The organism is Streptomyces sp. NPDC043738, from assembly GCF_056436545.1.
In genome coordinates this window covers 59,046-77,183 of record NZ_JBWKCJ010000039.1, presented here as the reverse complement: position 1 = coordinate 77,183, position 18,138 = coordinate 59,046, and the positions used below count along the sequence as shown (strand labels likewise).

Genomic DNA, 18,138 nt, shown 5'->3' with positions numbered 1-18,138 from the left:
GCTCAAGAGAGCAATGTACGGCCGGGCCTCGTTCGAACTCCTCCGGACCCGCATCCTCACCCAGCCATGAGCTTCACGGAACTACGGTCAGATCCACTACGGCGACCTCAACGGCTGCCCGGTCACCGACCTGGCAGCCGAACGCTCACGGCACATCGAGGTGCCCTTCCCCGGCGGACAGAGCTACCGCCAGATCATCACCGCCACCGCCGGCTTCCTCCACGACCTGGCCGCCGGCTGGAGCGGGCAGCGCGTCCTGCTCATCGCCCACTCGGCCAACAAGTGGGCCCTCGACTGCCTCCTGACCGGCGCCGCCATCGAGGACCTCGTCGACGCCCCCTTCGGGTGGCAGGAAGGCTGGCAGTACACCCTCCCGACCGGCTGGTCCGCGGCCTCCAGCCACCCCGGCACACCTTCCCGTTCCCGGTCACGGCACCACTGAGGTTTCGCCGCGGGGTGCCGACGTCCTCTTCGGTGCCGCACCGAAGAGGACCATCCGGGACATCGCGGTGAGCCACCGGCGTTCCTACCGCCAGGGATCGAGGGCATGCTTGCCACGGGTCCGGCCCGCTTCGAGTTGCTCCAGTACGGTCGGCCCCTCGGCCAGAGGGTGGACCTCGGGGGTGCCGGGCAGATAGACGCCCTGGGCGATGAGTTCCTCGATCTCGACGAGCAACGATCGGTAGAGGGACGGGGCCGCGGCCGCCAGTGCACCGATGTGCAGGCCCTTGAGTTGGACCTGGTGGGTGAAGACCAGGTCATGGGTGCTGAGGCTGGCGTCGCCGGACGCGGCGCCGAACACGACGATGCGTCCGGTGAACGGTTTGGTGACCGACAGGCTGACTTCGAACGTGGCCCGTCCCACCGATTCCAGGACCAGGTCGACGCCGCCGGTCAGACGGGTGATCTCCGCGGCCAGATCGGGGCGTCGGCTGTCGAGGACCTCGTCGGCGCCGAGCGCCTTGACCGTGTCGTGCTTGTCCGGTGACGCCGTGGCGATCACCCGCGCACCGTAGTGGCGGGCGAGGCGGACAGCGGCCTGCCCCACGCCGCCGGCTGCGGCATGGATGAGCACCGCGTCACCGCTCTTGACCTCGCCCAACTGCTTCAATGCCGCCAATGCGGTGGCCCAGTTGAGCACCAGGCCGAGGGCTTGGGCGTCACTCCAACCCGAAGGGACGGGAAGCACCGCCGCGGCCGGCATCGTCATGTACTGCGCGAAGGCGCCCGGGCCGGTGCCGACGACGTGGGTGCCGACCGGGAGCGGGTGCTCCACCTCCGCGCCGATGCCCACGATCTCGCCGGCGGCTTCGAAGCCCGCCACATAGGGTGCCTGCGGGCCTCCTCCGTAGGCGCCATGGGTCTGCATCACATCCGCGAAGTTGACCCCGGCGGCGCCGACGCGGACCAGGTACTCACCCGGCCCCGGGGTGGGGCTGCGGTGATCGCTCGTGAGGGTCAGGTCCTTCGGTCCCCGGTGCGACCGCTGGACCAGTGCTCGTACGCTCTGCCCAGCGGTGTGCCGCTGCTTGTTGATCTCCATGCACCGAATGTAGGAGCCTGACACTTACGTCAAGGTCAAGTGGCGGTCATGGGCCAGGACGGCGGGCCTGTCGCAGATAGGCATCGAGTGCCGCCTGCTGATCGTTGAGAACGGCGATTCGTGCGGCGAGCCGATCGCGATAGCTCTGCACCTCATGCAGGAACTCCGCGCCCACCGCATCCGCGCCGGTATCGGGTCCGTCGGTGAGGCGGGGTAGAACCTCCCTGATCAACCGCACCGGCAGCCCGGACTCCAGGAGCGAGCGGATGACGAGCACACGGTTGATGGTGGACTGGCAGTAGTCGCGGAACCCATTGCTGCACCGACCAGGGACGATCAAGCCCTCGTCCTCGTAGTGCCGCAACGACCTCGCGCTCACGCCGCTGGATCTGGATGCCTCGCCGATCTTCATACCTGGAGGCAACGTCCGGGCGCACCGCGATCTTCCTGCATGCCCCGCCACGGCGAAGTGAAGCCGCCGGTGACCTTCTCAGGCGTCGACAACCTCTTGTTGCTTCCTGCCTCCTGACTCCTGCCTCCTGCCTCCTGCCTCCTGCCTCCTGCCTCACGGCAACCGGAACAGGACAGGCAGCAAAGAGACGAGACGATTCGTCTTGTTAAAAAGGCTCCCGGCGCGTAAGGTGCTGCGCATGGGTTCCCTGTTCCTGTGATCGCCGAGCGAGTGCCCGCGTCGAGCTGAGCTCCGCCGTCACCGCCCCCCTTCCCGCGTGTGCCTCCGCCGCACCCGTCAGCGCCCGACTCCGTCTGCCGGGCTGCGCCGTCCGGGCCTGCCGAGACGCGGACGCGCCATCGACCTCATCGAACCCGGTCGGCTCAGCCGCCGGGAGCAGGGAGTAGCTCCATGCACACCTCTTCCTCCGCATCGCCGCCCGCCGCCACCGCCGCTACCGCCGGCGCGCGGACCGCGCAGTTGGCGTTCCGCGACGTCACCAAGCGCTACGCGGACCGCCTCGTCCTCGACGGGGTCTCCTTCTCCGTCAAACCGGGCGAGCGGGTCGGCGTCGTCGGCGACAACGGGTCGGGAAAATCCACCCTCCTGAAGCTCATGGCCGGCCAACTGGACGCCGACAACGGCGAGTTGACCGTATGCGCAGTCGGCGGCACCGGGTACCTCGCACAGACGCTCCAGCTGCCGCCCCACGCCACCGTCCAGGACGCCGTCAATCTGGCCCTGGCCGACCTGCGTGACCTCGAAGCCCGGAAGCGCCGGGCCGAGGCCGACCTGAGCCACCGGGCCGCGGGAGCCGAACTCGACACCGCCCTGGAGGCATACGCGCAGCTGGTCGAACGCTACGAGGCGCGCGGCGGATACGCGGCCGAGGCCCGGGTGGACAGCGCGCTGCACGGCCTGGGACTGCCCGGTCTGGCACGCGACAGGCGGCTGGGCACCCTCTCCGGCGGCGAGCGGTCCCGTCTGGCGCTGGCCGCCACGCTCGCCTCGCGGCCGGAGCTGCTCCTGCTGGACGAGCCGACCAACGACCTGGACGACCAGGCCGTGAGCTGGCTGGAGGCGCACCTGCGCGCGCACCGCGGCACCGTGGTCGCGGTCACCCACGACCGGGTGTTCCTCGAAAGGCTCACCACCACCGTCCTGGAAGTCGGCTCCGGCACGGTCTCGCGGTACGGCGACGGCTACGACGGCTATCTCGCGACCAAGGAAGCCGAGCGCCGGCGCCGGCTGCGGGAGTACGAGCAGTGGCGCACCGAACTGGTCCGCAACCGGCGGCTGGTGGAGTCCAACGCATCGCGGTTGCACGACATGCCGCGCAAGCTGCCCTTCGCCGTCTTCGGCCACGGCGCCTTCCGGTCGCGCAGCCGCGGGCACGGCGCGACGGGCCGTATCCGCAACGCCAAGGCACGCCTTGAACGGCTGACCGACGACCCCGTCGCGCCGCCCCCCGCCCCGCTCGTCCTCACCGCCCGTATCACCACCTCGGCCGGGCCCGAGGAGGCCCCGGGCGAGGTGCGGGAGGTACCAGTGGGGCGGGGGCAACCGCGCCGGACGGCGGCGGAAGTCTGCGATCTGCGGGTCGGGGATCGGCTGCGGCTGCCGGCACTGCACCTGGGCGCCGCCCAACGGCTACTGGTGACCGGCCCCAACGGGGCGGGCAAGAGCACCCTGCTGCGGGTGCTGGCAGGGGAGCTCCGGCCGGACGGCGGCTCGGTACGCGTACCCGGCCGCGTCGGGCACCTGCGCCAGGAGGGGACGCCCTGGGCCCCGGAACTGTCCGTGCTGCAGGCATTCGCCCAGGGACGCGTGGGCACGGTGGACGAACACACGCAGGCGCTGCTCTCACTCGGCCTGTTCGGCCCGGCGGAGCTGCGGCTACGGGTGGGGAGCCTGTCGTACGGGCAGCGGCGCCGCATCGAACTGGCCAGGCTCGTCAGCGAGCCGACGGACCTGCTGCTGCTCGACGAGCCGACCAACCACCTGTCCCCCGCCCTCGTCGAGGAACTGGAACGGGCACTGGCGGACTACCGAGGTGCCCTGGTGGTCGTCACCCATGACCGCCGCATGCGCTCCCGGTTCACCGGCTCCCACCTCGCGCTGCGCGACGGCGAGGTCGCCCGTTTCCGGGCGGAGGCCAGGGAAGCTCCTTCGGCGGAAGGACCGCAATGACCGGTTGACCATGCGCGACGCGGGCATGCCCAGGGTCGGCCCGATGCGGGCCGGCCCGAGCGGCACTCGCGACGGCCCCCTTCCAGCCACAAGGCGGTCACCCCGATTCGTGCTGGGCGAGCACTCGGCCGAGCAGGCGGGTCAGGACCTGTCGGTCCTCGGCCGACAGCGGTTGTAGCAGGTCGTCCTGGACCTGGTCGAGTACCCGGCCCAGGTGCTGCAGCCGCCGGGCACCGCTCGCGGTGAGGGTCACCTTGTTGCGCCGTCCATGGTCCGGGTCCGGCGCCCGGTTGACGAAGCCCTGCTCGACCAGTTCGTTGACGGCCGCCACGACGTCGCTGCGGTCCATGCGGCACCGGCGCCCGAGCTCGGCCTGGCTCGCCGCCCCGAACTCGTCCAGCGCGGCCAGGATGCGGTAGTGGTACCCGCGCGCGCCCGCAGCGGTGAAACCGTCGGACACCAGCCGACGGACGTGCACGGCCAGTTGGGTGATCAGCCAGCTGGGCTTCGCCGCCAGCCCCTCGGGGGTCTCGTCCATGGAAACCACCGTAACAGTGTTGGCGGGACCAACACCTTCGGCTAGTGTTGGTCACACCAACACGCAGCTGCCCGAAGGAGACGCCGTGTCCACCGACACCCGGACCGCCGACCGCGTCGAGATCGCCGAACTGTTCGCCCGCCTGGCCAATCTGCTGGACGAACACCGTCACGCCGACGCCCACACCATCTACACCGACGACGTCGTGGTGCGCTCGCCGCGCGGCGGCGAGCTGCACGGCCTGGCCGAGGTCACCGCCTATCTGAAGCGAAGCCCGGTCGAGGGAGAGCGCACCTTCCACATGCACGGCGACGTGCTGGTGCATGTGGACGGCGACCGCGCGAAGGCCACCGCGAACGAGCTCACGTACTTCTACCGCGACGACGAACCGCCCCACCGGACGAGTGGCCTGCGAGTGGCCGGTGCCGCGGTGCGGACCCCGGCGGGCTGGCGATTCAGCGACATGCAGATCTCGCTCGCCTGGATGCGGGAGAAATGACCGAAGAGTTCAGGCCCGGACCGATGAACCGGAAGGACCCTCATGGAGGACCGTCATGACTGACTCCGCCTCGTCCGAGAGCGGCCCGCACGAGCTGCTGGGCCGCTACCACCGGGCCATGCTCGACAAGTCCGCGGACGATCTCGCCGACCTGTACGCGGCCGACGCCGTACACGAGTTTCCGTTCCTCTTCCCGGGCCTGCCCGAGTGCTACCGGGGGCGCGAGGAGGTCCGGGCGGGCTATCGGGCGGCCTGGGGGGCGAGCCCTGCGCAGCCGAAGCAGATCAACGACGTCGTCGTGCACCAGAGCACCGACCCCGAGGTGTTCACGGTCGAGCAGACCGTCTGCGGAACCCTGACGACGACCGGCCGGTCGTTCAGCTTCCCCGGCCTCCTGGTGCTCCGGGTCCGCAACGGCCTGATCCTGCACGTCCGCGACTACATGGACGGGCTGCGGATCGCGCACACGATGGGGCGGCTGCCCACTGTGGCCGCCGCCCTCACCAACCTGTCCGGCCAGCACACCTAGCACCGTCGGTCGAGCGTGTCCGGCCGCCCGGCCCACCCGGTGAGCTCCCCTGCTCACCGGAGGCCCGAGCGTCCGTCCACGCGTCGGAGGATGTCCTCGCTGAGCCGCCACCGGTCGGTGTCGCGGCGGAAGCGCAGCCCTCGCTGGGACCTGACGACCTCGGCCAACCGCCCCAGCTGCGTCGCGTCGAGGTCGTCGATCATCTGTGCGGTGAGCAGCATTGCGTGGTACTGCTCGAACGCACTGCGCGAGTGCTCGACGGCCTCCAGTGCGGCCTCGAAATTTCGCAGTGCACGGCTGGCCTGCATCATGGCCAGCGCGGTGACGCGTTCCTCGTCGTTGCCCTCCCGCAGCCAGCGCAGGACTTCGTCGGGCTCGAACGGCCGCTCCTCCGAGAGACGGCGAGCCCGGGAGACCACCTCTTCCATCGCACGGGTCCGGTGGGGACTGGGGCGCATCGAGCCGCGCAGCGACCGGTAGTCGGCCGCGATGGGCCCCGCGGCGTCCAGCAGGGCCTGCGCCTCCGCGCGCAGTCGGCCGGCAGTGGTGGGGTCCCCCTGGCGTTCGGACTCCTCCGCCAGTGCGAATCTCTCCGCCGCGGCGGCGCGGAGCTTCAGAGCGGCTCCACCGAATTCGAAGCTCTCGATGTGGTTACCGAGCAGAGCGAGGACGAGCAGGACACCCCCGAAGGCGAGCAACACCCCTGTGCCCGTCCCGTTCTGGGTCACGAACACCGCGTACACCCCCGTCCCGAAAGACGCCGTACCCAGCAAGCCCATGAGCGTACGCAGGACGGGCGTGAACGGGGACGACCTTAAGTGACGCTCCATCGCTCTCTCTTTCCTTTCGGAGGGCAGGAACCACCGCGCACGGCGTGCCCCAGCGCGGAGGACCTCGCGGTCAGGACGCGGGCATCCATAGTGGATCACCCCGTCGAGGACCGGAAGTCGCACACACCGGGAGGGGCGTGGAGCGCCGCGCCCGTGACGGTCGCGCATGGCCTCCAGCTCCGGCCGGTCCTGGCCCTTGGCCTGAACAGGGACGGCTGGGCGGACTGTCGCCGCCCGGCTGCCGCGCGGCTCCGTGCGGAGACCTCAAACCTGCCGGGAGAGCACACTTCTGACGAATCATCAGTTTCATTCGTTACATGCAGCCCTCTTTCACTGCCATGTGAACTGTGAAATTGTACCGTCACACTTTCCGCGGGCATGACAGCGCTGCGAGAGTGCGCAACTTTCCCGTGCCATCACGGTCCGCACCCCCCACCGCCGTGCCCCTCGCACGGCTGCCGACCGGCCTGGAGGCCATCGACATGCGTAGACCCCCCACCCTCAAGAAGCTCGTCCACCTGCTGATACCGACCGTGGCCGCCGCCGGCCTGGGGCTCACCCTGCTCGCCCCCAACGGCGGGGCGGCGCCGGCCGGCGTCGGGGCGCCCAAGCCCGCACCGAGGTCGGCGGCCGCACCGCAGCCCGCCTCCGCCACCGTGCTCGCCGCCGACCTCGCACCCGGACACGCCGCCGCCCCCGCGCGATCGGCCACGAACACCGCGCACTTCGCGCGCCCTCCGCTCCCCGCCGCCCAGAACGCCGCGGAGCGCAAGAAGGCCCGCTCCGCGGCGAAGGCCGCGGCGGACTGCAACGTCAGCGACTTCACCTCGAAGACCGGTGCCGCCCTGGTCGAGCAGATCAAGCAGTCGGAGACCGCCTGCATCAACACGCTGTTCAGCGTGACCGGTGAGGACTCCAAGGCCCTCTTCCGCGAGGAACAGATGGTCACGGTGGCGAACGCCCTCAAGGATGTCGCGGCCAACTACCCCGGGAACAACAGCACTTCCGCGGCCCAGGTGGTGCTGTACCTGCGTGCCGGCTACTACATCCAGTACAACCAGCCGGAGAACGTCGGCGAATACGGCCCGACGCTGAAGAGCGCCATTCAAGCAGCGCTGGACGGCTTCTTCGGCTCGTCCCACGCCTTCGACGTCTCCGAGACCAACGGCGAAACCCTGGCGGAGACGGTCACCCTGATCGACAGCTCCGGAGAGAACGCCCGCTACCTCGACGTGGTCAAGCGCCTGCAGAAGGACTACAACGCGTCCTACGACGAGTTCTACTGGATGCTCGCGGCGGTCAACAACACCTACACCGTGCTGTTCCGCGGCCACCAGCTGCCGGAGTTCGTGGACGCCGTGAAGGCCGACCCGAGCGTCCTCACCGGACTGCGCGACTTCGCCGTCGCCCACGACGATCTGCTCGGCACCGACAAGGCCTACCTGGCCAGCAACGCCGGCCGCGAACTCGCCCGCTTCCTGCAGCACGCCGACCTCAAGGACACCGTCAAGCCGTTGGTCAAGGAGCTGCTCGGCCGCAGCGAGATCACCGGGCGCACCGCCCCGCTCTGGGTCGGTCTCGCCGAGATGACCGATGAGTTCGACAAGGCGAACTGCGCCGAGTACGACACCTGTGACCTGCAGAACCGCGTGCGCGACGCCGTGCTGACGGTCAAGCACACCTGCGGTCCGAGCGCGAAGATCCTCGCGCAGGAGCTGACCGCGTCCGAGCTCTCGGCCACCTGCGACAGCATCCTCGAGCAGGACCCGGTCTTCCACGGCATCGTGAAGGACAACGGCCCGGTCAAGGACGACAAGAACACCAATATCGAGATCGTCGCCTTCAACTCCAGCACCGACTACAAGACCTACGCCGGTGTCGTCTTCGGCATCGACACCAACAACGGCGGCATGTACCTGGAGGGCGATCCGGCCGCCGAGGGCAACCAGCCGCGCTTCATCGCCTACGAGCAGCCGGCCCAGGACGGCGCCTTCCAGATCTGGAACCTCAACCACGAGTACACCCACTACCTCGACGGCCGCTTCGACATGTACGGCGACTTCGCGGCCGGGCAGACCACCCCGACCGTGATGTGGGTCGAGGGATTCGCCGAGTACGTCTCCTACTCGTACCGCGGCGTCACCTACGACAGGGCGATCGAGGAGGCGGGCAAGAACACCTACAAGCTCAGCCAGCTCTTCGGGACCACGTACGACAACGCCGACACCACCCGCATCTACCAGTGGGGCTATCTGGGCGTCCGCTACATGCTCCAGTCGCACCCCGACGACGTGGCCACCCTGCTCGGCCACTACCGCGCAGGCGAGTACGACGCGGCCCACAGCCTGCTCCACGACACCATCGGCACCAAGTACGACGCCGACTTCGCCGACTGGCTGAGCAAGTGCGCCGGCGGCGACTGCGGCCGGCTGCCGGCCCGGAGCGGCCGGTGACCAGGGCCTCGGCCCTCGACAGGAACTGAGTCAGGAGAGCCCGGTGTTCCGCGCGCCGCCCGTGCGCGGAACACCGGGCTCCTCCCTTGCGCCGATGCCCTTCATCGGTCGTTCGGCTCACATGTGGGGACTCCTCGGACACCTGGGGGACACGCCTTCCCGTGTCCCGGGCACTGCGCGCCGGTGCCTTGTTGCGCGCTGCCGCGTTGCCCAGTCGCGTCTCTCGGCGTTTGCCTGGCGTAGACCTCTATCCAAGGAAGTTTCCTGATATGCCCCTTCCTTCTCATATCGCTATGATCGGCACGCCTCTGGTCGGCCATGTGCTGCCGAGCCTGGAGATCATCCGTGAGCTGGTGGCCCGCGGCCATCGCGTGACGTACGCCAACGCCGACCACGTCGCCGAGCTGATCGCCCCCACCGGTGCCGAGCTGGTCCGCTTGACCTCCACTCTTCCGGTCGCCGACAGCGAGTGGCCGCAGGATCCCATCGCCGCCGCCTCCCTCTTCCTCGACGAGGCGATGGCCGTACTGCCGCAGTTGCACGCCGCGTACGACGGCACCCCCGCCGACCTCTACCTCTGCGATGTCGGCGCGTACGCGGGCCGCGCGCTGGCCGAGGCGCAGGGCCGCGGCCTGGTCCAGCTGTCTGCGACGCATGTGGCCTGGGAGGGCGCCCAGGAGGAGATGGATACGGCGTTCGCCGGGCTGCCCGGAGGCTCCGCCTACCGAGCGCGGTTCGCCGCCTGGCTGGCCCGGTGCGGTGCGGCGACCACGAAGGTGGCGGAGTTCACCGGCCGGCCGCGGCGGGTGCTGGCCTTGATCCCGCGCGCCATGCAGCCGTATGCGGACCGGGTCGACACCAAGGCGGTGACGTTCGTCGGCCCGTGCTGCGCCACCGGCGAGAAGCCGGACGGCTGGATGCGGCCGGCCGGTGCGAAGAAGGTGCTGCTGGTGTCGCTGGGCGGCTCGGCGCACCTCGGACAGCGGGAGATCCACCAGCAGTGTGTGGCGGCCTTCGCGGATCTTCCGGGCTGGCATGTGGTGCTGCAGATCGACAGCGGCAGCGATCCGGGCCGGCTGGGGGAACGGATTCCCCCCAACTTCGAAGTGCTGCCGTGGGTGCCGCCGTCGGCGATCCTCGAGCAGGTGGACGCATGGGTGACGCACACCGGCATGGGCAGCTGCGGTGAGGGGCTGTACGCCGGTGTGCCGATGATCGCGGTACCGCGCGGGCCCGAGCAGTGCCGCTACGCCGACCGGCTCGTCGAACTGGGTGTCGCTCGTCGGATCGACACCGCGGACGTCACGGCGGCGGCGCTGCGTACGGCCCTGATGGAACTGATCGGCGATCCACAGGTCGCCGCCCGCTCGGCATGGCTGTGGGCCGAGGTCCGCACCGAGGGCGGCACCCGTCGGGCCGTGGACCTGATCGAGGAGCAGCTGGTGGTGGAGCGAGTGGGCTGACGGCAAAGGCCGAACGCGTGCCGTCGGAGGTCGGCTGCCCGGTTCGACGGCCGAGTTCGCGGGTCGGGGGACGGCGTGCCCGGCGCGGGCAGGCGGGGAGTGGCGCGCCTCCGCCGACCCCCGGGGGTTCGGCCCGAGCGGCTTCACGGCGGGCCCGTTCGCGATCATCAGGCCTGCTTGTGAACGCGATGTGAACCAACTAAACGCCCTGACCTGCGAGTTACTTCCTGGTTCGACAGCATTCAGAACCGACAGTCAGGTAGGTTTCCGCTGTCGCCGCCACACCGGGAACACGGGGTTCCCAGGGACTAGCGGCACGTAGGGACATCGTCTCTTGACGACAGCGACCGAGATTTACCACGTCCGTCCGTACACCCCGCACTGCCAGGTCATCACCGACGAAGGTGATCACGCTGTCATCGGCATCTCTCCGGGGAACTCCTACTTCACCCATCAGCGGGTCCTCGGCCTCGCCGCCTGGGGAGTGGAGAACTTCCGTCAGGTCGATCTCATCTACACGGATCTGCATGTCGCCGACATGTACGAGGCGCTCGGCTATCCGGCCGTGGACGCCCAGCGCAAGGCCGTGAAGAACCTGCGAGGTGTACGGGCCAAGGTGACCGCCGCCGTTGCCGCGCTCGACCCGGACGGCACCAGGCTCCGCGGCCGCCCCATGTCCGCGCTGCTGGACATCCCCGCCTATCGGGTCATCCGCGAGGGCCTGGACGATCGGCTGTCCACCGACCCGGCGTTCCGCGAGGTCTGCGATCAGCTCGTGGTCCAGTTCCTCACCACCAAGGTCCTCGACGGAGCGCGGCCCACCGACCGTCAGCGTCAGGTCTGCCTCGACTACATCTGCGCCGAAGCGCCGCTGTTCATCGACACCCCCGCGATCATGGGCGTCCCCTCGTCGCTCAACTGCTACCACCAAGCATTGCCGATGGCCGATCTCCTGTACTCGCGCGGGCACGGTCTGCGCGCCACACGCAACCAGGGCCACGCCGTGATCACCCCCGCCGGCACTCTCACCGAAGGAGACCACCAGTGACGACCGCCCCGACCCTGATCGACTTCCCGTTCTCCCCCCGCGGCGACCGCCTCCCCCCGGAGATCGAGCAGCTCCGCGCCACCCCGGTCACACGGGTACGCACCATCGCCGGGGACGAGGCGTGGCTCGTCTCCTCGTACGCGCTGTGCAGACAGGTGCTCGAAGACCCACGCTTCAGCCTCAAGGACACCTCCGCCCCCGGCGTCCCACGGCAGTACGCGCTGACCATCCCGCCCGAAGTGGTCAACAACATGGGCAACATCACCGGCGCCGGTCTCCGCAAGGCCGTACTCAAGGCGATCAATCCCAGGGCCGGTGGCCTGCCGGAGTGGATGACCGACCACGCCGCGCACCTGGTCGACGGCATCCTCGACTACGGCCCGCCGGTCGACCTGCGCGGGCAGTTCGCCAACCCCTACGCCGAGCACCTCCACTGCCACATCCTCGGCATCCCCCGCGACGACGCACCGCTGCTGGCGTCCAGTCTCGACATCGCGTTCATGAACTCGGCATGCCCCATCACCGGGGCGCGCCTGAACTGGGACCGGGACATCGCCTATATGACCGGGCGGCTCAACGACCCCGCCACCGACGGGCTCATGGCCGAACTCGCCGCCCTGCGCGATGACCCCGACTACGCGCACCTCACCGACGAGATGCTCGCCACCGTCGGCGTCACCATGTTCGGTGCCGGAGTCATCTCCACCATGGGCGCCTTGACCATGGCCGTGTTCACGCTCCTGCAGAACCCCGGGGTGTGGGAGCAGCTGTGCGCGGAGCCCGGCAAGATACCGGCCGCCGTGGACGAGCTGCTGCGGGTGAACCTGTCCATCGCCGACGGACTGCCCCGCCTGGCCATGGACGACATGCTGCTCGGCGACACCGAGATCAAGAAGGGCGAACTCGTCCTCGTCCTGGTCGAGGCCGCCAACACCGACGAGAGCGTGTTTCCCGACCCGCACACCATCGACATCGACCGGCCCAACGCGGCCGCTCACCTCTCGTTCGGCTACGGCGGGCACTACTGCCCCGCCGTACCGCTCGGGAAGAAGCACATCGAGATCGCGATCGAGGCCCTCACCACCCGTATGCCCGGCCTGCACCTGGCCGTCCCCGTCGACCAGCTCGTCTGGCGCACCCGCTTCATGAAGCGCATCCCCGAGCGCCTGCCGGTCGCCTGGTAGGAGCAGCGGTGCCGGCGTGAGCCGGCGCCCGGCACAGGAGCGGTGGTCCCGGCCTGAGAGAGGTCGGGGCCATCGCTCTGAGCGTATTCAGCCGGTTTCTGTACATTCGGGCGGCCTGCGTAGGCGGCACGGTGTGCAAGGGCCGTCCACGTTGTGGGCACCGGGGTGGCGGATCTTCGCCCTTGGCTGTCGATGTCGCAGGTCAGAGCGGTGTGAGCGGGGCCGCGAGGTGGCGCAATACTGCCGCAACACCATCGCAGCCGCCGCGCCGGTACGTTTCCTGCCATGCCAGCAGAACGCATCCCCGCCTCGCTTCCGGTCGCCGCCGCGCGCCGTCGGCGGCTGCGTGCGGACCGGGCCCGGCAACTCGCCGACCTGCTGCGCCATCAGATCCTGGCGGGCGGCTTCCCGCGCGGCGTCCTCCCCTTGGAGAACGTCATCGCCGCCGACTACCGGGCCAGCCGCAACACCGTCCGGCTGGCCCTCGACCTGCTGCGCGGCGAGCAGCTCGTGGAGCGGAAGGCCGGCGTCGGCACCGTCGTGGTCTGTGAGAAGTACGCACACGGCCTCGACCGGCTGCAGGGCCTGGCCGAGACCCTGCACGAGCACGGCCGGGTCACCAACGAGGTCCGCACCGTCGGACCGGTCAGCGCTCCCGGCCCGGTGGCGCACCGGCTCGGCCTGCCCGACCACACCGACGTGCTCTGTATCGAGCGGCTGCGCCGCCTCAACGGACTGCCGCTCTCCCTGGACCTGTCCTATCTGCCCATGGACGTGGGCGGTGAGCTGCTCGGCTGCGACCTGGAGTCCACGGACGTGTTCCGGCTCCTGGAGACGCTGACCGGCGGCCCCCTGGGGCATGCCGAGATCACTCTCGAAGCCGTGAACGCCGACGCGCACTCCGCCGCGGTGCTGCAGGCTCCGCGCGGGAGTGCCGTACTGATGCTGGAGCGGCTGACGCATCTGCCCGACGGGCGGCCCGTGGACCTGGAGTTCATCCGCTTCCGCGGCGACCGCATCACCATGAGCGGCGTCCTGCACCGCTCCGTCTGACGTCTGACCCGCTCCGCCCGTCCCACCTCCGCGTTTCCTCCCGCGACTGCCCGCTACCGCCCTCCCTGGAGACAGCCATGCCTGTTGTCCCGAACCCCCGGCTTCGGCCGCTCGCCCGGCTCCTGCCGCTCGCCCTGCTGCTGCCGCTGGCCACGGCGTGCGGTGGCGCGGCCGGGGCCCAGGACTCCAAGACCGTCACCGTGACCGTCGGATACCAGTCGAAGACCATCAACACCGTCACCGCCGGAACGCTGCTGCGCTCCCTCGGCTACTTCGAGGAGGAACTCGCGGCCCGCGGCAAGAAGGACGGCATCACCTACAAGGTGAAGTGGCAGGACTACGCGACGGGCGCCCCGATCACCTCCCAGATGACCGCCGGGAAGATCGACATCGGGTCGATGGGCGACTTCCCGCTGCTGATCAACGCGGCCCGCGGCCGGCAGTTGGGGCAGCCGACGCGGCTGGTCTCGGTCACCGGCTACAACCTGCGCGGCGGCCTCAACACCGTGGTCACCGCGCCCGGTTCGCCCCTGCGCTCGCTGGCCGACCTGCGTGGCAAGAAGGTCTCCACCAGCGTCGGCTCGGCCGCCGACGGCACCCTGGTCCGAGCCCTGAAGCAGGCCGGGATCGACCCGGAGCGGGGCATCGAGAAGCTGAACCAGCAGCCCAGCGTGGGCGCGTCCGCCCTGGCCGGGGGCAGCGTCGACGCACTGTCCCAATTCGTGGCCTGGCCGGGCCAGTTGGCCTACCAGGGCAAGGCCAAGGCCCTGTACGACGGGGCCGACCTGAATCTGCCGACCTTCCACGGCGTCACCGTCCGGGAGAAGTTCGCCAAGGAGCGCACCGGGGTCCTGGACGACTTCCTCCAGGCACAGCGACGGGCCACCGACTATCTGCGCAGTCGCCCGGTCGCCGCCGCCGAGTCGGTGGCCGAGGAGACCGGGCTCCCCGCCGAGGTGGTCTACCTCTACAACGGCGCCCACGGCATCGCCACCTTCGACCCGGCGCTGCGCCCGGAGTTGATCGGCGCGCTGAAGAAGGACGTCCCGATCCTGAAGGCGGCCAAGCTGGTGGGCGACGTCGACGTGGACTCCTTCGTCGACCCGGCACCGCTGCGGCGGGCCGCGCGCGCCGCCTCCTATCCCCGGGCGGGCGCCGCCAAGGCCGAGCTGTGGCTGAAGGGCCGGTCCACCACCCGTGCCTTCGACAGCCCGAAGCAGCTGCTGAAGGCCGCGAAGGGCGCCGCGGTGCGGGCCGCGTACGTGCCGGACGCGCTGACCGGCACCCTGTGGTTCGCCGACCGGGCGGTGTGGGTCGCGGACGGCTCCGACCTGCGCGCCTTCGTCACCCCGGCCCATGCCAGGACGTACCTCGAGCGGCACGCCGGGGCCCGGGTCGTCAGCTACGCGGACGCCGTGGGGCGGGCGTCATGAGCGTGGGCCGCTGGCTGGTCCGGGCCGCCTCGCTCGCCGCGGCCCTCGGCCTCTGGCAGCTGCTGACCTCCCTGGACGTCGAACTCTGGCTGCGGTTCGGCCAGTTCCCCACGGTCGGCGAGGTGGCATCCGCCTTCGGCGACCGGCTCGCCACCGGCCCGTACTGGCAGGACCTCGGCCACAGCCTGCGTCGCATCGTGCTCGGCTTCCTGCTCGCCGCGGTCCTCGGGGTGGCGACGGGCACGGCGATCGCCCGGTCGCGGTGGGCCGCCGACCTGCTCGGCCCGCTGGTGGAAGTGGCGCGGCCGGTCCCGGCGATCGCCCTGGTCCCGGTCGCGATCCTGCTGCTGCCCACCAACGAGCAGGGCATCGTGTTCATCACCTTCACCGCGGCGTTCTTCCCGGTGCTGGTGTCGACCCGGCACGCGGTGCGCGCGCTCACGCCGGTATGGGAGGAGGCAGTGCTCACCATGGGCGGCGGCCGGCTGCGGGTGCTGTTCTCGGTGGTGCTGCCCGGCGCGCTGCCGGGCATCTTCGGCGGGCTCTCGGTGGGCATCGGCGTCGCGTGGATCTGTGTGATCTCCGCGGAGATGATCTCCGGCGAGTACGGAGTCGGCTACCGCACCTGGCAGGACTACACGGTCGTCGACTATCCGGGCGTCTTCGTCGGCATGGCCACCATCGGCGCTCTCGGCTGGCTGACCTCCACCGCGGTGGAGTTCCTCGGCCGCCGCGCCACCTCCTGGCTGCCGCGCCCGGCCGAGCGCGCCCCGTCCCGTGCGGCCCGCCGCGCCCTGCGCGCCGCTCCCCTGGCCGTCCCGTCCCCCGCTCCGGCCCTCGACAAGGAGCCCGTCCCATGAGCCCTGCGAGTCCCACGACCACGAGCGCCGCTCCCGTCCGGCAGGGCGCCGAACTCGCCCTGGACGACGTACTGCTCGGCCATCGGGCGGATCAGGCCCTGCCGGGCAGCGTGCGGCTGCGGATCGCGCCGGGCGAACTCGTGGCCGTCCTCGGCCCGTCCGGCTGCGGCAAGTCCACACTGCTGCGCACCCTCGCCGGGCTGCTGCCCCCGTTGGGCGGACGGGTCACCCAGGACGGGGCGTCGATCGGCGGGCCCGCCGCCGACCGGGCGCTGGTCTTCCAGGAGGACGCCCTGATGCCCTGGCGGAGCGTCCGCGCCAACGTCGAACTGCCGCTGGCCATCCGCCGCATGGCCAGGGCCGAGCGGCGGCGGGTCGCCGACGACTGGCTGCGGTGGGTCGGCCTCGCCGGGCACGCCCGCAAGCTGCCGCACCAGCTCTCCGGCGGGCAGCGGCAGCGCGTCCAGCTGGCCCGCGCGCTGGCCGGGCGGCCCCGTGCGGTGCTCATGGACGAGCCGTTCGGCGCGCTCGACCCGCACACCCGCGCCGGGATGCAGGACCTGCTCGTGGAGATCCTGCGCGGCACCGGTGCGACCGTCGTCTTCGTCACCCATGACGTGGACGAGGCCCTCTACCTCGGCGACCGGATCGCCCTGCTCACGTCCGGCGAGGTCCTGGACGTCCCGCATCCCCGGCAGCGGGAAGCCCGCGAGGCGCCCGGCACCACCGCGCTGCGCCGCCGCGTCCTCGCGTCCCTGTGAGGCGCGGTCTCACGACCTGACTCCCTCCCGGCCTGGCGACTGGGCCGTCCGCCATCGACCAGTGGCCGTGACATGCGCTGCGGGGCACGACCTTCGAGCGAACGCCTCAGGACGGCATCGCAGCCCGGTCGGCCTCACTGCGGAGCACACAGAACTCATTGCCTTCAGGGTCGGCGAGGACGGCCCAGCCCGCGCCGTCGCTTTCCCGGCGATCGGTGACGAGGGTGGCACCGAGGCCGAGCAGCCTGGCGACCTCCTCCTCGCGCGAGGTCTTCGGGCGCAGGCACAGGTGGATCCGGTTCTTGACCGTCTTCGGTTCCGGCACCTGGTTGAAGTACAGCAGCGGACCCTCCGGGAGCATCACCGCGGTCTCCGGGGCACCCGGTTTGCCCTCCGGATGCAGCGGACAACCGAGCACCTCGCTCCAGAATCGGGCCAGTTCATAGGCATCCGCACAGTCGATCGCCACGTTCTGCACCACCGAAACCATGCACCCGAGCCTGCCCCAGGCAACGTTCGTGATCAATACGCCTGGAGCCCGAAGGAGTCGGCCAGGGTGTCGATCTGCGCGGTGAGCAGGGTCGACGCGTGGTGCCCCATCCCGGCGTAGTGGCCGGATACCTCCAGGCCGACCGTGCCGTGCAGCTGCGACCAGGCCAGCACCGTACCGGCGAGGGCGGTGCCGGCCGCCTCGCCGTGCGGCGGCAGCCCGGTGTGCTGCGCCACCCAGTCGGCGACGCCGTCGTCCTTGCGCACCCACGCGTCCATCTCGGCGACGACCGGCCGTAGGGCCTCGGCGGGCGCACCGGCGGCGAACACCTTCAGAAACGGCCCCAGGACGGCCCTTGCGCGCTGGAGCGTGTCGGACGGAGCCGCGTAACCGGCAAGCGGCGTTCCCTGGATCAGGAGATAGCGGTGCGGCTGCGCGACGGCCCAGCTCCGGTAGGCGCCGGCGAGGGCGTGCAGGGTGGACCGCGCGTCCCCTGCGGAGCCGCCGACGGCCTGCGCGATGGCCTGCGCCACGTCGTCGTAGGCGTCCCGGATCAGCTCGCCCAGCAGATCGTCCCGGCCCGCGAAGTAGCGGTAGAGCGCCGGCCCGGACAGCCCCATGTCCTTGGCGATCCGGGTGAGCGCGACGGCCTGCACGCCACCCTCGGCGAGCTGTTGCAGCGCGGCCGCCTTGATCTCCGCACGGTTCTGCTCGCGGTAGCGCGCCCGGGGGCTTCGTACCTCGGCGGCCATGTTCTCCTCCTGCGTCGCGGGGCGGCGGACGGCATGTGTGAGCGGTCCTCGCTCATCGTAA

The 18,138-nt window shown here is 70.6% G+C and carries 18 protein-coding genes; 12 read left to right on the top strand and 6 right to left on the bottom strand.

Features of this window, described 5'->3' with window-relative positions:
• Window positions 1-160: 160 nt before the first annotated feature.
• Window positions 161-442 (top strand): hypothetical protein, encoded by a 282-nt coding sequence (locus AC0680_RS34210; RefSeq protein ID WP_478636722.1) that lies wholly within the window; start codon window positions 161-163, stop codon window positions 440-442.
• A gap of 84 nt (window positions 443-526) precedes the next feature.
• On the opposite strand, the gene AC0680_RS34205 is transcribed toward AC0680_RS34210, so the two are convergent.
• Window positions 527-1,543 (bottom strand): NADPH:quinone oxidoreductase family protein, encoded by a 1,017-nt coding sequence (locus tag AC0680_RS34205; protein WP_478636720.1) that lies wholly within the window; start codon window positions 1,541-1,543, stop codon window positions 527-529.
• 46 nt (window positions 1,544-1,589) lie between these two features.
• A complete protein-coding gene (locus AC0680_RS34200) occupies window positions 1,590-1,955 on the bottom strand; it encodes a MerR family transcriptional regulator (RefSeq protein ID WP_478636718.1) in 366 nt (121 codons plus the stop codon).
• Between the two features lie 450 nt (window positions 1,956-2,405).
• Between AC0680_RS34200 and AC0680_RS34195 the strand changes: the two genes are divergently transcribed.
• On the top strand, window positions 2,406-4,184 hold the full coding sequence (locus tag AC0680_RS34195; RefSeq protein ID WP_478636716.1) for a TlrC/CarA/OleB/SrmB family ABC-F type ribosomal protection protein: 1,779 nt from the start codon (window positions 2,406-2,408) through the stop codon (window positions 4,182-4,184).
• 97 nt (window positions 4,185-4,281) lie between these two features.
• Here the strand turns inward: AC0680_RS34195 and AC0680_RS34190 are convergent, their stop codons facing one another.
• A complete protein-coding gene (locus tag AC0680_RS34190) occupies window positions 4,282-4,722 on the bottom strand; it encodes a MarR family winged helix-turn-helix transcriptional regulator (RefSeq protein WP_478636714.1) in 441 nt (146 codons plus the stop codon).
• An 85-nt stretch (window positions 4,723-4,807) separates the two neighbouring features.
• On the opposite strand from AC0680_RS34190, the gene AC0680_RS34185 reads away from it, so the two are divergent.
• A complete protein-coding gene (locus AC0680_RS34185; protein ID WP_478636712.1) occupies window positions 4,808-5,221 on the top strand; it encodes a nuclear transport factor 2 family protein in 414 nt (137 codons plus the stop codon).
• A gap of 55 nt (window positions 5,222-5,276) precedes the next feature.
• Complete coding sequence (locus AC0680_RS34180; protein WP_478636710.1) at window positions 5,277-5,750, top strand: nuclear transport factor 2 family protein; 474 nt, start codon at window positions 5,277-5,279, stop codon at window positions 5,748-5,750.
• Between the two features lie 53 nt (window positions 5,751-5,803).
• Here the strand turns inward: AC0680_RS34180 and AC0680_RS34175 are convergent, their stop codons facing one another.
• Window positions 5,804-6,478 (bottom strand): hypothetical protein, encoded by a 675-nt coding sequence (locus AC0680_RS34175; RefSeq protein ID WP_478636708.1) that lies wholly within the window; start codon window positions 6,476-6,478, stop codon window positions 5,804-5,806.
• A 584-nt stretch (window positions 6,479-7,062) separates the two neighbouring features.
• On the opposite strand from AC0680_RS34175, the gene AC0680_RS34170 reads away from it, so the two are divergent.
• The 8 genes from AC0680_RS34170 to AC0680_RS34135 all read left to right on the top strand — a co-directional run bounded on the left by AC0680_RS34170 (window position 7,063) and on the right by AC0680_RS34135 (window position 16,835).
• The gene (locus AC0680_RS34170) at window positions 7,063-9,033 is read left to right on the top strand and encodes a collagenase (RefSeq protein ID WP_478636707.1); all 1,971 of its coding nucleotides are present in this window, start codon (window positions 7,063-7,065) and stop codon (window positions 9,031-9,033) included.
• Window positions 9,034-9,326: 293 nt separating this feature from the next.
• Window positions 9,327-10,496 carry a macrolide family glycosyltransferase gene (locus AC0680_RS34165; protein ID WP_478636705.1) on the top strand — a complete coding sequence of 390 codons (1,170 nt, stop codon included), beginning with the start codon at window positions 9,327-9,329 and terminating at the stop codon, window positions 10,494-10,496.
• A gap of 334 nt (window positions 10,497-10,830) precedes the next feature.
• Window positions 10,831-11,544: a cyclodityrosine synthase gene (locus AC0680_RS34160; RefSeq protein WP_478636703.1), complete on the top strand. Its 714-nt coding sequence runs from the start codon at window positions 10,831-10,833 to the stop codon at window positions 11,542-11,544.
• A complete protein-coding gene (locus AC0680_RS34155) occupies window positions 11,541-12,728 on the top strand; it encodes a cytochrome P450 (RefSeq protein ID WP_478636701.1) in 1,188 nt (395 codons plus the stop codon). Before AC0680_RS34160 ends, AC0680_RS34155 begins: the two co-directional genes overlap by 4 nt.
• A 285-nt stretch (window positions 12,729-13,013) precedes the next feature.
• Window positions 13,014-13,781, top strand: a complete 768-nt coding sequence (locus AC0680_RS34150; RefSeq protein ID WP_384427446.1) for a GntR family transcriptional regulator — start codon at window positions 13,014-13,016, stop codon at window positions 13,779-13,781.
• Between the two features lie 77 nt (window positions 13,782-13,858).
• Entirely contained in the window at window positions 13,859-15,214 is a 1,356-nt protein-coding gene (locus AC0680_RS34145) for an ABC transporter substrate-binding protein (protein WP_478636698.1), read from the top strand.
• Window positions 15,211-16,074, top strand: coding sequence for an ABC transporter permease (locus tag AC0680_RS34140; RefSeq protein ID WP_478636696.1), 864 nt, complete (start codon window positions 15,211-15,213; stop codon window positions 16,072-16,074). The genes AC0680_RS34145 and AC0680_RS34140 overlap by 4 nt, the downstream gene beginning before the upstream one ends.
• Entirely contained in the window at window positions 16,071-16,835 is a 765-nt protein-coding gene (locus AC0680_RS34135; protein ID WP_478636694.1) for an ABC transporter ATP-binding protein, read from the top strand. Before AC0680_RS34140 ends, AC0680_RS34135 begins: the two co-directional genes overlap by 4 nt.
• A 106-nt stretch (window positions 16,836-16,941) precedes the next feature.
• Here the strand turns inward: AC0680_RS34135 and AC0680_RS34130 are convergent, their stop codons facing one another.
• Together AC0680_RS34130 and AC0680_RS34125 are read right to left on the bottom strand one after the other, a co-directional pair.
• Window positions 16,942-17,325, bottom strand: a complete 384-nt coding sequence (locus tag AC0680_RS34130) for a VOC family protein (protein WP_478636692.1) — start codon at window positions 17,323-17,325, stop codon at window positions 16,942-16,944.
• A 32-nt stretch (window positions 17,326-17,357) separates the two neighbouring features.
• On the bottom strand, window positions 17,358-18,077 hold the full coding sequence (locus tag AC0680_RS34125; protein WP_478636690.1) for a TetR/AcrR family transcriptional regulator: 720 nt from the start codon (window positions 18,075-18,077) through the stop codon (window positions 17,358-17,360).
• Window positions 18,078-18,138: the final 61 nt, after the last annotated feature.